The organism is Terrabacter sp. LjRoot27 (assembly GCF_964254175.1).
In the GTDB taxonomy this organism is placed as follows: Bacteria; Actinomycetota; Actinomycetes; order Actinomycetales; family Dermatophilaceae; genus Terrabacter.
Genome location: NZ_CAXUSS020000001.1, coordinates 3,281,296 through 3,294,607, shown reverse-complemented (window position 1 = coordinate 3,294,607; position 13,312 = coordinate 3,281,296). Strand labels below are relative to the sequence as shown.

At 71.8% G+C, this 13,312-nt stretch carries 14 protein-coding genes and 1 riboswitch; of the genes, 7 read left to right on the top strand and 7 right to left on the bottom strand.

Annotated features, from left to right (window positions below):
• Positions 1-89: 89 nt before the first annotated feature.
• Positions 90-1,082, bottom strand: coding sequence for a lipase family alpha/beta hydrolase (locus ACSQ2D_RS15265; protein WP_435986784.1), 993 nt, complete (start codon positions 1,080-1,082; stop codon positions 90-92).
• A gap of 79 nt (positions 1,083-1,161) precedes the next feature.
• Here ACSQ2D_RS15265 and ACSQ2D_RS15260 point away from each other — a divergent pair, with 79 nt between their 5' ends.
• From ACSQ2D_RS15260 to sucD, 3 genes are all read left to right on the top strand, one after another.
• Positions 1,162-1,638 carry a cobalamin B12-binding domain-containing protein gene (locus ACSQ2D_RS15260; protein ID WP_435986783.1) on the top strand — a complete coding sequence of 159 codons (477 nt, stop codon included), beginning with the start codon at positions 1,162-1,164 and terminating at the stop codon, positions 1,636-1,638.
• Positions 1,639-2,011: 373 nt separating this feature from the next.
• A complete protein-coding gene (gene sucC, locus ACSQ2D_RS15255; protein ID WP_435986782.1) occupies positions 2,012-3,199 on the top strand; it encodes an ADP-forming succinate--CoA ligase subunit beta in 1,188 nt (395 codons plus the stop codon).
• Positions 3,200-3,230: 31 nt separating this feature from the next.
• The gene (gene sucD / locus ACSQ2D_RS15250) at positions 3,231-4,124 is read left to right on the top strand and encodes a succinate--CoA ligase subunit alpha (protein ID WP_435986781.1); all 894 of its coding nucleotides are present in this window, start codon (positions 3,231-3,233) and stop codon (positions 4,122-4,124) included.
• A gap of 144 nt (positions 4,125-4,268) precedes the next feature.
• Here sucD and ACSQ2D_RS15245 read toward each other — a convergent pair whose 3' ends face one another.
• Positions 4,269-4,976, bottom strand: a complete 708-nt coding sequence (locus ACSQ2D_RS15245; RefSeq protein ID WP_435986780.1) for a polysaccharide deacetylase family protein — start codon at positions 4,974-4,976, stop codon at positions 4,269-4,271.
• 183 nt (positions 4,977-5,159) lie between these two features.
• Here ACSQ2D_RS15245 and ACSQ2D_RS15240 point away from each other — a divergent pair, with 183 nt between their 5' ends.
• Complete coding sequence (locus ACSQ2D_RS15240) at positions 5,160-6,476, top strand: cell division protein PerM (RefSeq protein WP_435986779.1); 1,317 nt, start codon at positions 5,160-5,162, stop codon at positions 6,474-6,476.
• 50 nt (positions 6,477-6,526) lie between these two features.
• Here ACSQ2D_RS15240 and ACSQ2D_RS15235 read toward each other — a convergent pair whose 3' ends face one another.
• The gene (locus tag ACSQ2D_RS15235; RefSeq protein WP_435986778.1) at positions 6,527-6,919 is read right to left on the bottom strand and encodes a hypothetical protein; all 393 of its coding nucleotides are present in this window, start codon (positions 6,917-6,919) and stop codon (positions 6,527-6,529) included.
• Positions 6,920-7,032: 113 nt separating this feature from the next.
• Between ACSQ2D_RS15235 and purN the strand changes: the two genes are divergently transcribed.
• The gene (gene purN, locus ACSQ2D_RS15230) at positions 7,033-7,629 is read left to right on the top strand and encodes a phosphoribosylglycinamide formyltransferase (protein ID WP_435987860.1); all 597 of its coding nucleotides are present in this window, start codon (positions 7,033-7,035) and stop codon (positions 7,627-7,629) included.
• An 8-nt stretch (positions 7,630-7,637) separates the two neighbouring features.
• A riboswitch (ZMP/ZTP riboswitch) is annotated at positions 7,638-7,714 on the top strand.
• A gap of 71 nt (positions 7,715-7,785) precedes the next feature.
• Entirely contained in the window at positions 7,786-9,420 is a 1,635-nt protein-coding gene (purH, locus tag ACSQ2D_RS15225) for a bifunctional phosphoribosylaminoimidazolecarboxamide formyltransferase/IMP cyclohydrolase (RefSeq protein WP_435986777.1), read from the top strand.
• 149 nt (positions 9,421-9,569) lie between these two features.
• On the opposite strand, the gene ACSQ2D_RS15220 is transcribed toward purH, so the two are convergent.
• The 4 genes from ACSQ2D_RS15220 to ACSQ2D_RS15205 form a co-directional block, all read right to left on the bottom strand.
• Positions 9,570-10,187, bottom strand: coding sequence for an HAAS signaling domain-containing protein (locus ACSQ2D_RS15220; RefSeq protein WP_435986776.1), 618 nt, complete (start codon positions 10,185-10,187; stop codon positions 9,570-9,572).
• The gene (locus tag ACSQ2D_RS15215) at positions 10,184-10,537 is read right to left on the bottom strand and encodes a PadR family transcriptional regulator (RefSeq protein WP_435986775.1); all 354 of its coding nucleotides are present in this window, start codon (positions 10,535-10,537) and stop codon (positions 10,184-10,186) included. Before ACSQ2D_RS15215 ends, ACSQ2D_RS15220 begins: the two co-directional genes overlap by 4 nt.
• Before the next feature lie 188 nt (positions 10,538-10,725).
• On the bottom strand, positions 10,726-11,862 hold the full coding sequence (locus ACSQ2D_RS15210; protein ID WP_435986774.1) for a ring-opening amidohydrolase: 1,137 nt from the start codon (positions 11,860-11,862) through the stop codon (positions 10,726-10,728).
• A 5-nt stretch (positions 11,863-11,867) separates the two neighbouring features.
• The gene (locus tag ACSQ2D_RS15205; protein WP_435986773.1) at positions 11,868-12,815 is read right to left on the bottom strand and encodes a carbamate kinase; all 948 of its coding nucleotides are present in this window, start codon (positions 12,813-12,815) and stop codon (positions 11,868-11,870) included.
• Positions 12,816-13,066: 251 nt separating this feature from the next.
• On the opposite strand from ACSQ2D_RS15205, the gene ACSQ2D_RS15200 reads away from it, so the two are divergent.
• The gene (locus ACSQ2D_RS15200; RefSeq protein ID WP_020144810.1) at positions 13,067-13,312 is read left to right on the top strand and encodes a hypothetical protein; all 246 of its coding nucleotides are present in this window, start codon (positions 13,067-13,069) and stop codon (positions 13,310-13,312) included.

Below are 13,312 nucleotides of genomic sequence, written 5' to 3'. Positions count from 1 at the left end.
ACACTAGGGCATGCCGAGCCCTCGGTGAAGGATTTGCACAGGCGGATCTGCGCGAATTCGCAGCGTGACGTGACCGGCGTGTGACGTCGTCAACGCGTGGGTGCGACACGCCCCGCGGTGCCAGCACGACGGGCCGTCGACGTGCTAGTGCGCCGGCTCCCCAACGAGCTGACGCCGGGCGTGACCGTCGCCCCCGAGGTGTCGAGGTGGGCGAGGGCCGTGGAGATCCCGTGCACGACGCTGCTCGTGATGGGCAGGCTCATGTGGCCGACACCGTGCAGGGCGATGTTGTGCACGGTGAGGTCGTCGTGGTGCAGCGCGGCGTTGCGCTGGGGCACGACGACCTGGTCGAGGTCGGACCAGTAGACGAGGAACCGGGTCTGGCACTCCTTGACCGGGGCGGCGAGCTCGTCCATGAGGGCGCTGCCGGGGCGCAGCTGGCGGGTCAGGCCGTTGTTCCACGTGTAGGCGAGGTAGCTGCCCTGGTGCGGGGTGCCGAGCGTGACGAGGGTGTGCACGTGCTGGTCGCCACCGAGGCGGGTCACGTAGTAGCGCGCGATGAGGCCACCCATCGAGTGGCCGATGACGTGGATTCGCTCGTAGCCGGTCTCCTCGACGATGCGCTCGACCTCGGCGCCGAGGGCAGCCGCCGCGGCGCGGACGTCGCCGGTGAAGATGGAGTAGTTGATCGTCTCGATGCGCCCGAAGCCGCGGCGCACGAGCCCGCGCCGCAGGACGGTGAAGATCGACCGGTTGTCGACCATGCCGTGCACGAGCAGGATCGGCGTCTCGGCCGCCTCGACGTTCTGGATCGCGAGCCCACGCTGGCTCGGTGGCAGGTGCCCGAGCCGGTAGCCCTGGCGCCGGTCGCTGGCCCGCGACCCGAACAGCCCGAGCGGGTAGAGCCCGAGGTGCAGGCCCATCCACGTCGCCTCGAGGGCCGCACCGGCGATCCCGGTCGGGGTCAGGAGTGCACCGGCCACCTCCCCGACGGCCGCGAGGAAGCCCCGAGGGCCCGTCGCGTCACACTTCGGGGTGCCGGCCTGTCGCGGCGTCATCGCCGCCCGTGCTGCCACTGCCACGCCTCGAACGTACCCCGACCGGTGGGCGATGCATCACTATTGCGCGTCGCGTCTCGCGGGGCTGGCTAGAGTGCCCGGCATGAGCGAGTCCCTGGGCGCCGACGCCGTTGCCGTGACCGACGACGAGACCGCGGGCGCGACCGGAGCGGGGTCGACGTCGACCGACGTCATCCGCGTGGTCGTGGCCAAGCCGGGCCTGGACGGGCATGACCGGGGCGCCAAGGTCGTGGCTCGGGCGCTGCGCGACGCCGGCATGGAGGTCATCTACACCGGTCTGCACCAGACGCCCGAGCAGATCGTGGAGGCGGCCATCCAGGAGGACGCCGACGTCGTCGGGCTCTCGGTGCTCTCGGGCGCCCACATGACCCTCTTCGCCCGCGTCGTCGAGCTCCTCGCCGAGCGCGACGCGAGCGACATCATCGTGTTCGGCGGCGGCATCATCCCCGAGGACGACATCCCCGAGCTCGAGAAGCTCGGCGTGGCCAAGGTCTTCACGCCGGGCGCCACGACGATGGAGATCGTCGGCTGGGTCCGCGAGCACGTCCACGCCGCCTGACGCGACGGCCGGCACACGGCATACGGAACGCTGCGTGGCAGCGCTCGTGTGCGTGGTGCACCTCTCCGGGCCACGTGCACACCGTGTCCCGTGGGTGCACGGCCTCGACGTGTGCAGGCGGCATCCGTGGGTCCCGTGCTGGCCGGAGCCGCGTACCGAGGGTAGGGGGAGCTCGGTGTGATCTTCGTCCGGTCGCGCGCACCCGATGACGTCGCCACAGGTCAGAGCCACTAGAGTCCGAGGGACAGCCTGATTCGGTTGCGCCTCGGCGCAGGGCACGTCCGAGCGCGAGAGCGTGAGCACGTGAGCCCCGGGACGCCGCAGCGACGCGATCGACGACGATTCGAATCGACGACGAGGACGGACCCCACCCGTGGATCTCTTCGAGTACCAAGCCCGCGACATGTTCGAGAAGCACGGGGTGCCCGTGCTGGCCGGCGCCATCGCCACCACCCCTGAGCAGGCCCGAGCGGCCGCTGAGCAGATCGGACCGAAGTCGGGCGGTGTCACCGTCGTCAAGGCGCAGGTGAAGACCGGCGGCCGCGGCAAGGCCGGTGGCGTCAAGGTCACGAAGAGCCCCGAGGAGGCGCAGGCCGCAGCCGAGGCGATCCTCGGGATGGACATCAAGGGCCACACCGTGGGCACCGTGATGATCGCCCAGGGCGCCCGCATCGCCGAGGAGTACTACTTCTCCGTGCTGCTCGACCGCGCGAACCGCACTTACCTCGCCATGTGCTCCAAGGAGGGCGGCATGGAGATCGAGCAGCTCGCCGTCGAGCGCCCGGAGGCCCTGGCCCGCATCGCCGTCGACCCCAACACGGGCATCGACGCCGCCAAGGCGCAGGAGATCGTCGACGCCGCCGGCTTCGACGACGCCGACAAGGCCGCGATCGCCGACGTCATCCAGAAGCTGTGGACCGTCTACCGCGAGGAGGACGCGACGCTCGTCGAGGTCAACCCGCTCGTCAAGACCGAGGACGGCCAGATCGTCGCCCTCGACGGCAAGGTGACCCTCGACGAGAACGCCGGCTTCCGCCACCCGGACCACGAGGCGCTCGAGGACACGGCCCACGCGGACCCGCTCGAGGCAGCGGCCAAGGAGAAGGACCTCAACTACGTCAAGCTCGACGGCTCCGTCGGCATCATCGGCAACGGCGCGGGTCTCGTCATGAGCACCCTCGACGTCGTCGCCTACGCCGGTGAGGAGTTCGGCGGCCAGAAGCCGGCCAACTTCCTCGACATCGGTGGCGGCGCGAGCGCCGAGGTCATGGCCAACGGCCTGCACATCATCCTGTCGGACCCCCAGGTCAAGAGCGTCTTCGTCAACGTCTTCGGTGGCATCACCTCCTGCGACGCCGTGGCCAACGGCATCGTCGGTGCGCTCGACGCCCTCGGTGACGAGGAGGACCGTCCGCTCGTCGTGCGCCTCGACGGCAACAACGTCGAGGAGGGTCGCCGCATCCTCCAGGAGCGCAACCACCCGCTCGTGACGATCGAGCCGACGATGGACGGCGCCGCGCGCCGCGCCGCCGAGCTCGCCGCCGGCCCCGCCGCCAACTGACCCCCGAGCCACAGAAGAGAGAACGACGAACATGGCTATCTTCCTCAACGCCGACTCGAAGGTCATCGTCCAGGGCATGACCGGGTCCGAGGGCATGAAGCACACCCAGCGCATGCTCAAGTCGGGCACCGACATCGTCGGCGGCGTCAACCCCCGCAAGGCCGGCACGACGGTCGACTTCGAGGGCGGCGTCTCCGTCCCCGTCTACGGCACGGTCAAGGAGGCCGTCGAGGCCACCGGCGCCAACGTGTCCGTGATCTTCGTGCCCGCGCAGTTCACCAAGGCCGCGGCCGTCGAGGCGATCGACGCCGAGATCCCGCTCGCCGTCGTCATCACCGAGGGCGTCGCGGTCAAGGACACCGCGGAGTTCTACAACTACGCCAAGGACAAGGGCACGACGCGCATCGTCGGCCCGAACTGCCCCGGCCTCATCACCCCGGGCGTCAGCAACGCCGGCATCATCCCGGCCGACATCTCGGGCACCGGCCGCATCGGCCTCGTCTCGAAGTCGGGCACGCTGACCTACCAGATGATGTACGAGCTGCGTGACTTCGGCTTCAGCTCGGCCGTCGGCATCGGTGGCGACCCGATCATCGGCACGACGCACATCGACTGTCTCGAGGCGTTCCAGAACGACCCCGACACCGACGCGATCGTCATGATCGGCGAGATCGGTGGCGACGCCGAGGAGCGTGCGGCCGCCTACATCAAGGACCACGTGACGAAGCCGGTCGTCGGCTACGTCGCCGGCTTCACCGCCCCCGAGGGCAAGACGATGGGCCACGCCGGCGCCATCGTCTCCGGCTCGTCGGGCACCGCGCAGGCCAAGAAGGAGGCCCTCGAGGCCGCCGGCGTCAAGGTCGGCAAGACGCCGACCGAGACGGCCGATCTCATGCGCGAGATCATGAAGGACCTCGCGAAGTAAGCTGCGCGACAAGCGATCTCGAGCGGGCGGTCACCTTCGGGTGGCCGCCCGCTTCGCTGTCCTCGGAGGGCGTATGCCGTGTGGTGAGCCCGGCGCCCACGGTGCCCACGAGCGTGGCCCGGCGGGACGGCATACGCGATGCGGTCAGCAGGCCATGAGGCCGATGACGTAGCCGCGGGCGCGCAGCTTCGGGATGAGCAGGTCGACCGCGGCCACGGTCTGGGACCGGTCGCCGCCGCCGTCGTGGAGCAGGATCCGCGAGCCCGGACGCACCGCGGCGAGGACGCGGCTCACGATCACCGAGGTCCCAGGTCGCGACCAGTCGCGCGGGTCGACGGTCCAGAGGATCTGGCGCTGGCCACGGTTGGCGATGATCGTCGCGATGCGCGAGTTCGTCGCCCCGTAGGGCGGGCGCACGCAGCGCGGCCGGTAGCCGAGCGCCGACTCCATCCGGTTCAGCTGGGACGTGACGGCCGAGCTCGACAGGGTCGTGAGGTCGGGGTGGCTCCACGTGTGGTTGCCGATGAGGTTGCCGTAGGTGCGCAGGCTGCGGGTGATGGACGGGTACCACGAGACGTTCTGGCCGACCTCGAAGAAGACGGCGTGCACGCCGTACTTCCGCAGGACGGACAGCATCCTCGGGGTCCACGTCGCGTGCGGCCCGTCGTCGAACGTGAGGTAGACGGTGCCCACGTAGGCCACGGGCACGGAGTCGACCTCGACGGGCGCGGTGGCGACGACGCCGGGTGGCGTGGTCGAGGTGGGGGTCGAGGCGGTCGGGCCGCCGGCGGTGACGGTGAGGGCGAGCACTGCCAGGAGGGTCGCCAGCAGGTGGAGGTTTCTGCTGCTCATGATGGGTCATCCCTTTCACCTCCATCGTCCCTCTGCCGGGCCGGGGGCGCGTGGGATCGGAGCTGATCCGTGCCTCACATCCGGCGCTCTCGGTGCCCATCGGCGTGGGCGCTCGCTCCGCGGCGGCGATCTTGTGACCATGGGAGCGACCCCGCACGAGCCCGCAGGACCCGCAGCGCAGGAGTGAGACCACTGGCCCCGCCGAGCACGACCACGACGTCGACGACCACGTCGGCGACCTCGTCGACCAGCCCCTCGACGGCGATGCCGGCCGCCCTGCGCGCCGGCGCCCTCGCCGCCGTCGGCACGTGGGCGGTCGTCGTCCTGCCCGCGCTCATCGGCTGGGTGGCCGCGCCCGAGAGCTCGGTCGGGTGGTTCTCGGCCGTCTCGGTCGCCAGCGCCGTCTGGTTCCTCGGCCACGGCCAGTCCGTCGGCGCCGGCGACGTGTCGATCTCCATGACACCGCTGGTCCTCCTGCTCGTCTTCGTCCTCATCGCCTACCGCTGGGCCCGTCGTCTCGCGGTGACCGAGCGGCTGCGTGTGGGTGCGGGCGACTGGAGCCGCGTCGCGCAGTGGGGCGTCGTGCCGGGCTTCGTCATCGGCTACGGCCTCGTGTCGGCGGTCTTCGCGCTCTTCACCCTCGGGGGTCCGGCGACGCCCGGAGTCGCCGCCGTCGTGGGGTCCCTGCTCGTGCCGCTCGCGGCGCTCGGCTTCGTCATGCTCCGGCCCGACGACGAGACCGCGCCGGCGTTCGTGCGCACGTGGTTCCGTCGCGGCCCGACGTGGCTGCCGACGGTGTGGCGCACCGGCTGGCGCGGCGCGGGCGTGCTGCTCGCCCTCGGCTTCGTCGTCGTCGTGGTGCGACTCGTCGTGTCGTGGTCGACCGTCGCCGACATCCAGGACCAGTACGGCGCCAACCTCGGCGCGGTCGTCATCATCGCGCTCGCCCAGCTCGCCCTCCTCGGCAACGCGGCCACGTGGGCGCTCTCGTTCCTTGCGGGGCCGGGCTTCCAGGTCGCTCTCGGCTCGACGATCTCGGCCGGCGCCGCCCAGCCCGGGCTGCTGCCGCTCGTGCCCGTCCTCGGCGCCCTGCCGCAGGCCGGCGACTACCCGGCGGCGATGTATGCCGTCGTGCTGGCCCCCGTGCTCGTCGGCGTCTGGCTCGGTCGCCGGGTCGACGCCGCGCTCGAGTTCTTCGGCAACGTGCGGGCCCGGCTGTCGGCCACGGCTGTCGCGGCGGTCGTCGCGGTCGCGGTCGTCATCGTGCTCACGGCGCTCGGCAACGGTGCGGTCGGCGTCGACCGCCTCTCGGCCGTCGGCGCGCACCTGTGGTCGTTCGCGGCGGCCCTGACGGCTGAGGTCGTCGGTGGCGCGCTGCTCTTCGCGGGCGTGCTCGTGCTGCGAGACCGTCGTGCCGAGGGGCCCGAGCGCGAGCAGCCGCCGGTGGAGGCCGCGGAGGCCGGGCCCGAGGCGGACACCTCGACGTCCGACGAGGGCTGACGAGGGCTGACGAGGGCTGACAGGGGGGAACGGCCGACCGGGTCGGGCGCTCAGCGCACGACGAAGCCCATCATCCCGGAGTCCCTCATCTGGGCGCAGTCGCCCTCGGCGATGCTCGTCTGAGCGCCGGCGACGCACTCCTCGTAGGCGCGGACCGAGTCGTAGAAGACGACCTGGAGCGCCAGCGTCGACAGCAGCATCGCGGAGATGACGAGCGTCACGACCGGCCACACCTTCTCCTTGCCGCCGCGCGTCGACAGGAAGCGGAGCAGGCGCACCGTCAGCACGACCGCGAGCACGAGCGGCAGGACGGCGACGAAGCGCTTCGGGAGCGGGAGGTACATCGCCACGAGGCCGAGCAGGACGAGGAGCGCGACGGGCAGGGTGCGCTTCGCCTTCTCACGGGCGAACGCGATCTCCTGCTCCTGCTGCGGCTCGGTCATGCGGTCCATCCTCGCCCATGGATGAGCCCGGACCCGCATCGGGCCGCAGCGCTACACTCCGGCGCGTGACGACCGACGCCCTCGCCAGCACGTCCGTGACGTCCGACGGCGCGGTGCCCGTCGTCGTCCTGGTGTCAGGCTCCGGCACGCTGCTGCAGGCCCTGCTCGACGCCTCGGCCGACCCGGCGTACGGCGTGCGGATCGCTGCGGTGGGGGCCGACCGCCCGTGCGCGGGGCTCGAGCGGGCCGAGCGGGCCGGCATACCGACCTTCGTCGTGCGCCCGGCCGACTTCGAGGACCGCGCCGCGTGGGACCTCGCCCTGGCCGAGCAGGTCGCCGCGGCCGGACCGCGCTTCGTCGTCACGGCCGGCTTCATGCGGATCCTCGGCCCGGCGACCCTCGGGGCGCAGCCTGTCGTCAACACCCATCCCGCCCTCCTGCCGAGCTTCCCCGGGGCGCACGGCGTGCGCGACGCGCTCGCGTACGGCGTCAAGGTGACCGGCACGACGTGCCACGTCGTCGACGCCGGCGTCGACACCGGACCGATCATCGAGCAGCGGGTCGTCGCGGTCGAGGACGACGACACCGAGGAGAGCCTGCACGAGCGGATCAAGGTCCAGGAGCGCGACCTGCTCGTCGACGTCGTGAGCCGGCTCGCGCGCGAGGGCTTCGCCGTCGACGGTCGACGAGTTCGGATCGGGCGGGGCTGACCGCTACGCTGGTCGCACACGACTGGCGCGGGTGGGACACCACCGGGGAGTGACGTCGGGAGCATCGACCGCCTGGGTGCCTCGCGAGAACGGATGCCGTCCGGCCAGACCGACCGGACGCGCCGCGACCGATGTCACCGAACCAGGAGTGCACCCATGACCGCTGCCCCGTCCGCCGCGCCGTCCACCGACACCGACGGCCGCCGCCCGATCAAGCGGGCCCTCGTCTCCGTCTACGACAAGTCCGGCCTCGACGAGCTGGCCCGGGCCCTCGACGCCGCGGGGGTCGCCATCGTCTCGACCGGCTCGACGGCGAAGACGATCGCCGCCGCGGGGGTGCCCGTGACGCAGGTCGAGGACCTGACCGGCTTCCCCGAGTGCCTCGACGGCCGGGTCAAGACGCTGCACCCCAAGGTGCATGCCGGCATCCTCGCCGACACGCGCAACGAGGACCACATGCAGCAGCTCGCCGACCTCGGCGTCGAGGCCTTCGACCTCGTCGTCGTCAACCTCTACCCCTTCCGCGAGACCGTCGCGTCGGGCGCCAGCGAGGACGAGTGCGTCGAGCAGATCGACATCGGCGGCCCGTCGATGGTGCGCGCCTCCGCCAAGAACCACGCGAGCGTCGCCATCGTGACGAGCCCGGCGGCATACGCCCACGTCACGGAGGCGCTGGGCGCAGGCGGCTTCACGCTGGCCGAGCGTCGTCGCCTCGCGGCCGAGGCGTTCGTGCACACCGCGAGCTACGACAACGCCGTCGCGAGCTGGATGGGTAACGTCGTCGCCGACACGAGCGACGGCACCGGCTTCCCGGCCTGGACGGGCGCGACCTTCGACCGCGCAGCGGCGCTGCGCTACGGCGAGAACCCGCACCAGAGCGCAGCGCTCTACCGCCACTGGCGTCCCGGCGTGGCGAGCGGCGAGCAGCTGCACGGCAAGGAGATGTCCTACAACAACTACGTCGACACGGACGCCGCCGTGCGTGCCGCGCACGACCACGGCGACCAGCCGACCGTGGCGATCATCAAGCACGCCAACCCGTGCGGCATCGCCGTGGGCGGCACCATCGAGGAGGCCTACGAGCGGGCCCACGCGACCGACCCCGTGAGCGCCTACGGCGGCATCATCGCGGCCAACCGGACCGTCACCGCGGCGATGGCGGCGGCTGCCAAGCCGGTCTTCACCGAGGTCATCATCGCGCCCGACTACGAGCCCGAGGCCCTCGAGATCCTCACGGCCAAGAAGAACCTCCGTGTCCTGCGCCTGCCCGCCGGGATGGCGCAGGCGGCCGACCCGATCGAGACGCGCGCCATCAGCGGTGGCCTGCTCGTGCAGACCGTCGACAAGGTCGACGCCGTCGTGCGCGGCGAGGGTGACGCGGTCACCGGTGGCGACGACGCCGCGAACTGGCGGCTCGTCGCGGGTGAGGCCGCGGACGACGCGACGATCGCCGACCTGCAGTTCGCCTGGCGCGCGATCCGTGCCGTGAAGTCCAACGCGATCCTGCTCGCCAAGGACGGCGCCGCGGTCGGCGTCGGCATGGGCCAGGTCAACCGCGTCGACTCGTGCTACCTCGCCGTGCGACGCGCGGGGGAGGAGCGCGCCCGTGGCTCCGTCGCCGCGTCCGACGCGTTCTTCCCGTTCGCCGACGGCCTGCAGATCCTGCTCGACGCCGGGGTGCGCGCGGTCGTCGCGCCCGGTGGCTCGATCCGCGACGAGGAGATCATCGAGGCGGCCAAGGCCGCCGGCGTCACGATGTACTTCACGGGGACGCGCCACTTCGCGCACTGAGACTCCGACCGACGGCCACGCCCCACGCCCGGGTCGTGGCCGTCGTCGTCTCCACGCGGGCGTATGCCGTGTGCCGCGGCGGAGAGCCCGCGCCCATCTCCGCGGCGGGGTATGTCGTCTGGTCGGAGCCGGTCTGGGTGGTGGGCGGCTCAGCCGGCGCGGCGCAGCCCTCTCCGACCGAGGACGACGACCACCGTGGCCGCGACCACCACGGACAGGAGCAGGGCCGTGACCGAAGCCGCTGCGCCGACCGTCTCGTTGACGCTCCAGGCGACCCCGGCGACGATCGCGACCAGGGCGCAGGCTGCCGGGAAGACGCCGATGAGCACGACCTTCTCACGCGTCGTCCATCCGCGGGCGATCACGACGAGGACGGCGAGCACCGGCCACAGCGGCGGATAGAAGAGGGCGAAGAGCAGCTCGGCGGGGTGGGGGCCCGTGACGGCGAAGAACGTCAGCAGCAGCAGGACGAGGAAGCCGAGCACCATGACGACCACCGGCAGCCAACGCCGGTCCTGTGTGGGCGTCGCTGCGCCCGTGCGGGAGCCCGGATCCGCGGCACAGGCCTCGTCGGCGATCTGCTCGGGCGTGCCCAGCCCGGCGAGCGCGCTGCGGACCTGCTCGTCGTCCGCGTCGGCCGGGAGGCTGTCGTGGAGGTGCTCGCGCACGCCGGCGACGACCTCGGTCCGGGTTGCGGGCGGCGCGCCCTCGAGGAGGGCGTCGAGGTGCTGGAGATACGCGTCGACGCGGGGGTGGGTCTGGTTCACGGTCTGCTCCCTGTCTGCAGGTCGACGGCCGCGTCCACGGCGTCGCGGAATGGTGCCCACGTGCGGCGGAAGGCGTCGAGCGTCTCCCGTCCCGAGGCGGTGATCGCGTAGTAGCGGCGGGGCGGCCCCTCGGTCGACTCCTCCCACCTGGTCTCGACGAACCCGGCGGTCCGCAGCCGAGACAGCAGGGGGTAGAGGGTGCCCTCGCCGGTCATGAGGATGCCGTCGCGGGCGAGCCGGCGCGCGATGTCGAGCCCGTAGGTGGGCTCGTCGGCGACCATCGCGAGGACGCAGTACTCGACCGCACCGCGACGGAGGTGCGTCAGGATGCGTTCGTCGCCCGGTACCATGCGACACAAGGTAGCGGCGCAGACGCTGGCCGGCAAGGACACGCCTCGCCGCCACCGTCGAGAAGCCACGTCGCGCCACCTCGGACGTGACGAGAGGCCAGCACTCGTCACCGAGAACTGGCCTCTCGACCGAACAAGGGGGGCCACGCGTGGCCTCTCGACGGTGTAGCGGTGGTGGAGGCGCGAGGTCAGCGGGTCCAGCGGTAGCCGGTGGGCTCGCCCTCGCCGAGGTCGACGATCGCGGCGACGGGCCCACCACCGTCGGGGCCCTGGTGGGCTGCCGACACGGACACGAAGACCGCCGGGTCGCCGGTGACCGAGGCCGTGACGCCACCGACGGCCGACTTGATCTGGCGATGCCAGTGCACGTCGGAGTCGTCGAGCATCGCGTTGCGCCGGCCGTGCACGGTGCCGTCCTGGCTCACCTCGCACTTGAGGAAGACGTTGACGAGCCGGCCCTGGATGTCGCTGCTGTGCGGGCGCTCCGGCAGGTCGAGCCCGGCGTCCTTGATCGCGCCCCACACGCCGTCGGCGTCGAGCGCGTCCTGCATGACCGAGTGGCCGATGCGGTAGCGGCCACCGATGCCCGTCGTGTTGCCGACGACGACGACCTGCGCCTGGTCGAGCTCGACGCCCGAGCTGCACGAGGCCACCGACGAGAAGAGCGACCGGTCGTGCATGATGTCGGCGTCGGTCGGCATCTCGATCTCACCGAGGGCGACGGCGATGCCGAGGCCGGTCGTGCCGTTGGAGAGGTCCATCGACTCGTGCGTGTGCTCGGTCCAGACCTCGTGGCCGCGGGACTTCGCGTCGCGGATCGTGTGGATCGTCAGCAGCGGCGTCTTGGTCTGGACGTAGTGCACGTCGGCCGGGTCGGTGATGCCGGCGCGCTCCATGGCGACCTTCACCGCGTCGGCGACCTTCTGCACCATCGCGACGTAGCCGATCTCCTCGGGCTTGATCGGCTCGCTCATCGCGAAGCCGACCGTGAGCCGCGGCTCGTCGGACTGCTCGGCCTTGTCGGCCGGGACGGTGGCGAAGATCGTCGCGTGCGGGCTGATGATGCCGTCGGTGCCGCCGGACCACACGATCGGGACCTGCTTGACCTGCTCGGCCGGGGCGCCCTTCTCGACGAGGACCTCGCGGAAGGCGCGGTCGGCGATGATGCGCGTGTAGTCGTTGACGCCGCCGTTGCCCTCGGTCTTGCCGATGATGGCGACGACACGGCTCGCCTCCATGACACCGTCGTCGATGAGCTTCGCGAGCTCTGACGCGTCGGCGACCGAGTGGATGGGGACCTTGCGCACCTCAATGGCTTCGGGCACGTGAATCACCTTTCTCTTTCAGGGTTTTCGATGACGGTTCCGACGTGGCCGTCGATGGCCGGCGCGAGCTGGTCGAGGGCCGTGATGATCGAGCGCGACCCGCCCGAGCGGACGAAGCGCAGGGCGGCCTCGACCTTCGGGCCCATCGATCCGGACGCGAAGTGGCCGGCGGCGGCATACGCCTCCATGTCGTCGAGCGTGACCCGGCCGATGTCGTGGGCCCCGGGGGTGCCCCAGCCGGCGACGGCGTGTGCGACGTCGGTGGCGATGACGAGGACGTCGGCGTGGACGGCGCGGGCGAGCAGCGCTGCCGTGAGGTCCTTGTCGATGACCGCCTCGACACCGTGCACGCTGCCGTCGGCGACACGCACGACGGGGATGCCGCCGCCGCCGGCCGTGACGACGACGTAGCCGGCGGCGAGGAGCGTGTGGAGCGTGTGCGTCTCGAGCACCTCGACGGGCTCGGGCGAGGCGACGACCCGGCGCCACCCCTTCTCGCCGCGGTCCTCCCAGCGCTCGCCGTGGTCGATGAGCGTCTGTGCCTGGTCGCGGGGGAGGAATCGCCCGATCGGCTTGGTCGGGTGCGTGAAGCCGGGGTCGTCGGCGTCGACGAGGGTGCGCGTGATGATGGCGGCGACGCGACGCTCGATGCCCCGGGCGGCGAAGGCGGCCTCGAGGGTGTCGAGCAGCGTGAAGCCGATCGTCCCCTGCGTCTGCGCGCCGCACCAGTCGAGCGGGACCGGCGGCACGACACTCGCGGCGAGCTCGTTCTTGACGAGGAGGTTGCCGACCTGGGGCCCGTTGCCGTGGGTGATGACGACCTCGTGCCCGGCGGCGACGAGCTCGGCGAGGTGGTGGCTCGCGGTGGCGATGGCCTCGCGCTGGGCCTGGGGTGTGGCGCTGCCGTCGGGCCCGGTCATGGCGTTGCCGCCCAGCGCCACGAGCACCCTCACGGCGCGTCCTCGGTCGTCATGGCGTGAGCCTAGGGAGCGCGGCGGAGCGGGCGCGTTGTCACCTCCTGCCCAACGCGGCCCCCGACATTGGCAGATGTATGCCGTCGGGTGCCGTCGGCGGCCGTGCCGTGCCGTCGCGGTGGGCGCCAGCACAGGCCGTGCGCGGCATACCGGTCGGGCGGGTAGGAGGAACATAATGTCCGAGGGGCGCCGTCCGGGGCGCCGTCGACCGAGCCGAGAGGTGGGGGACCGTGGGAGTCGGAGTCCTGCTCGCCGTCGTGGGGGCCATCCTGACCTTCGCGGTGCGGGCCAACACGTCCGTCATCAGCCTGCCCATCGTCGGCGTCATCCTCATGGTCGCGGGTGCCGCGCTCATCTGGCACGGGAGCAAGGGCACCCGGCGCAAGCGCATCATCACGCGTGAGGAGCGCCCCAGCGGCGCGACGACGCCGACGAGCACCGTGCGCCAGACCATCGAGGAACGCGACATCGACTGA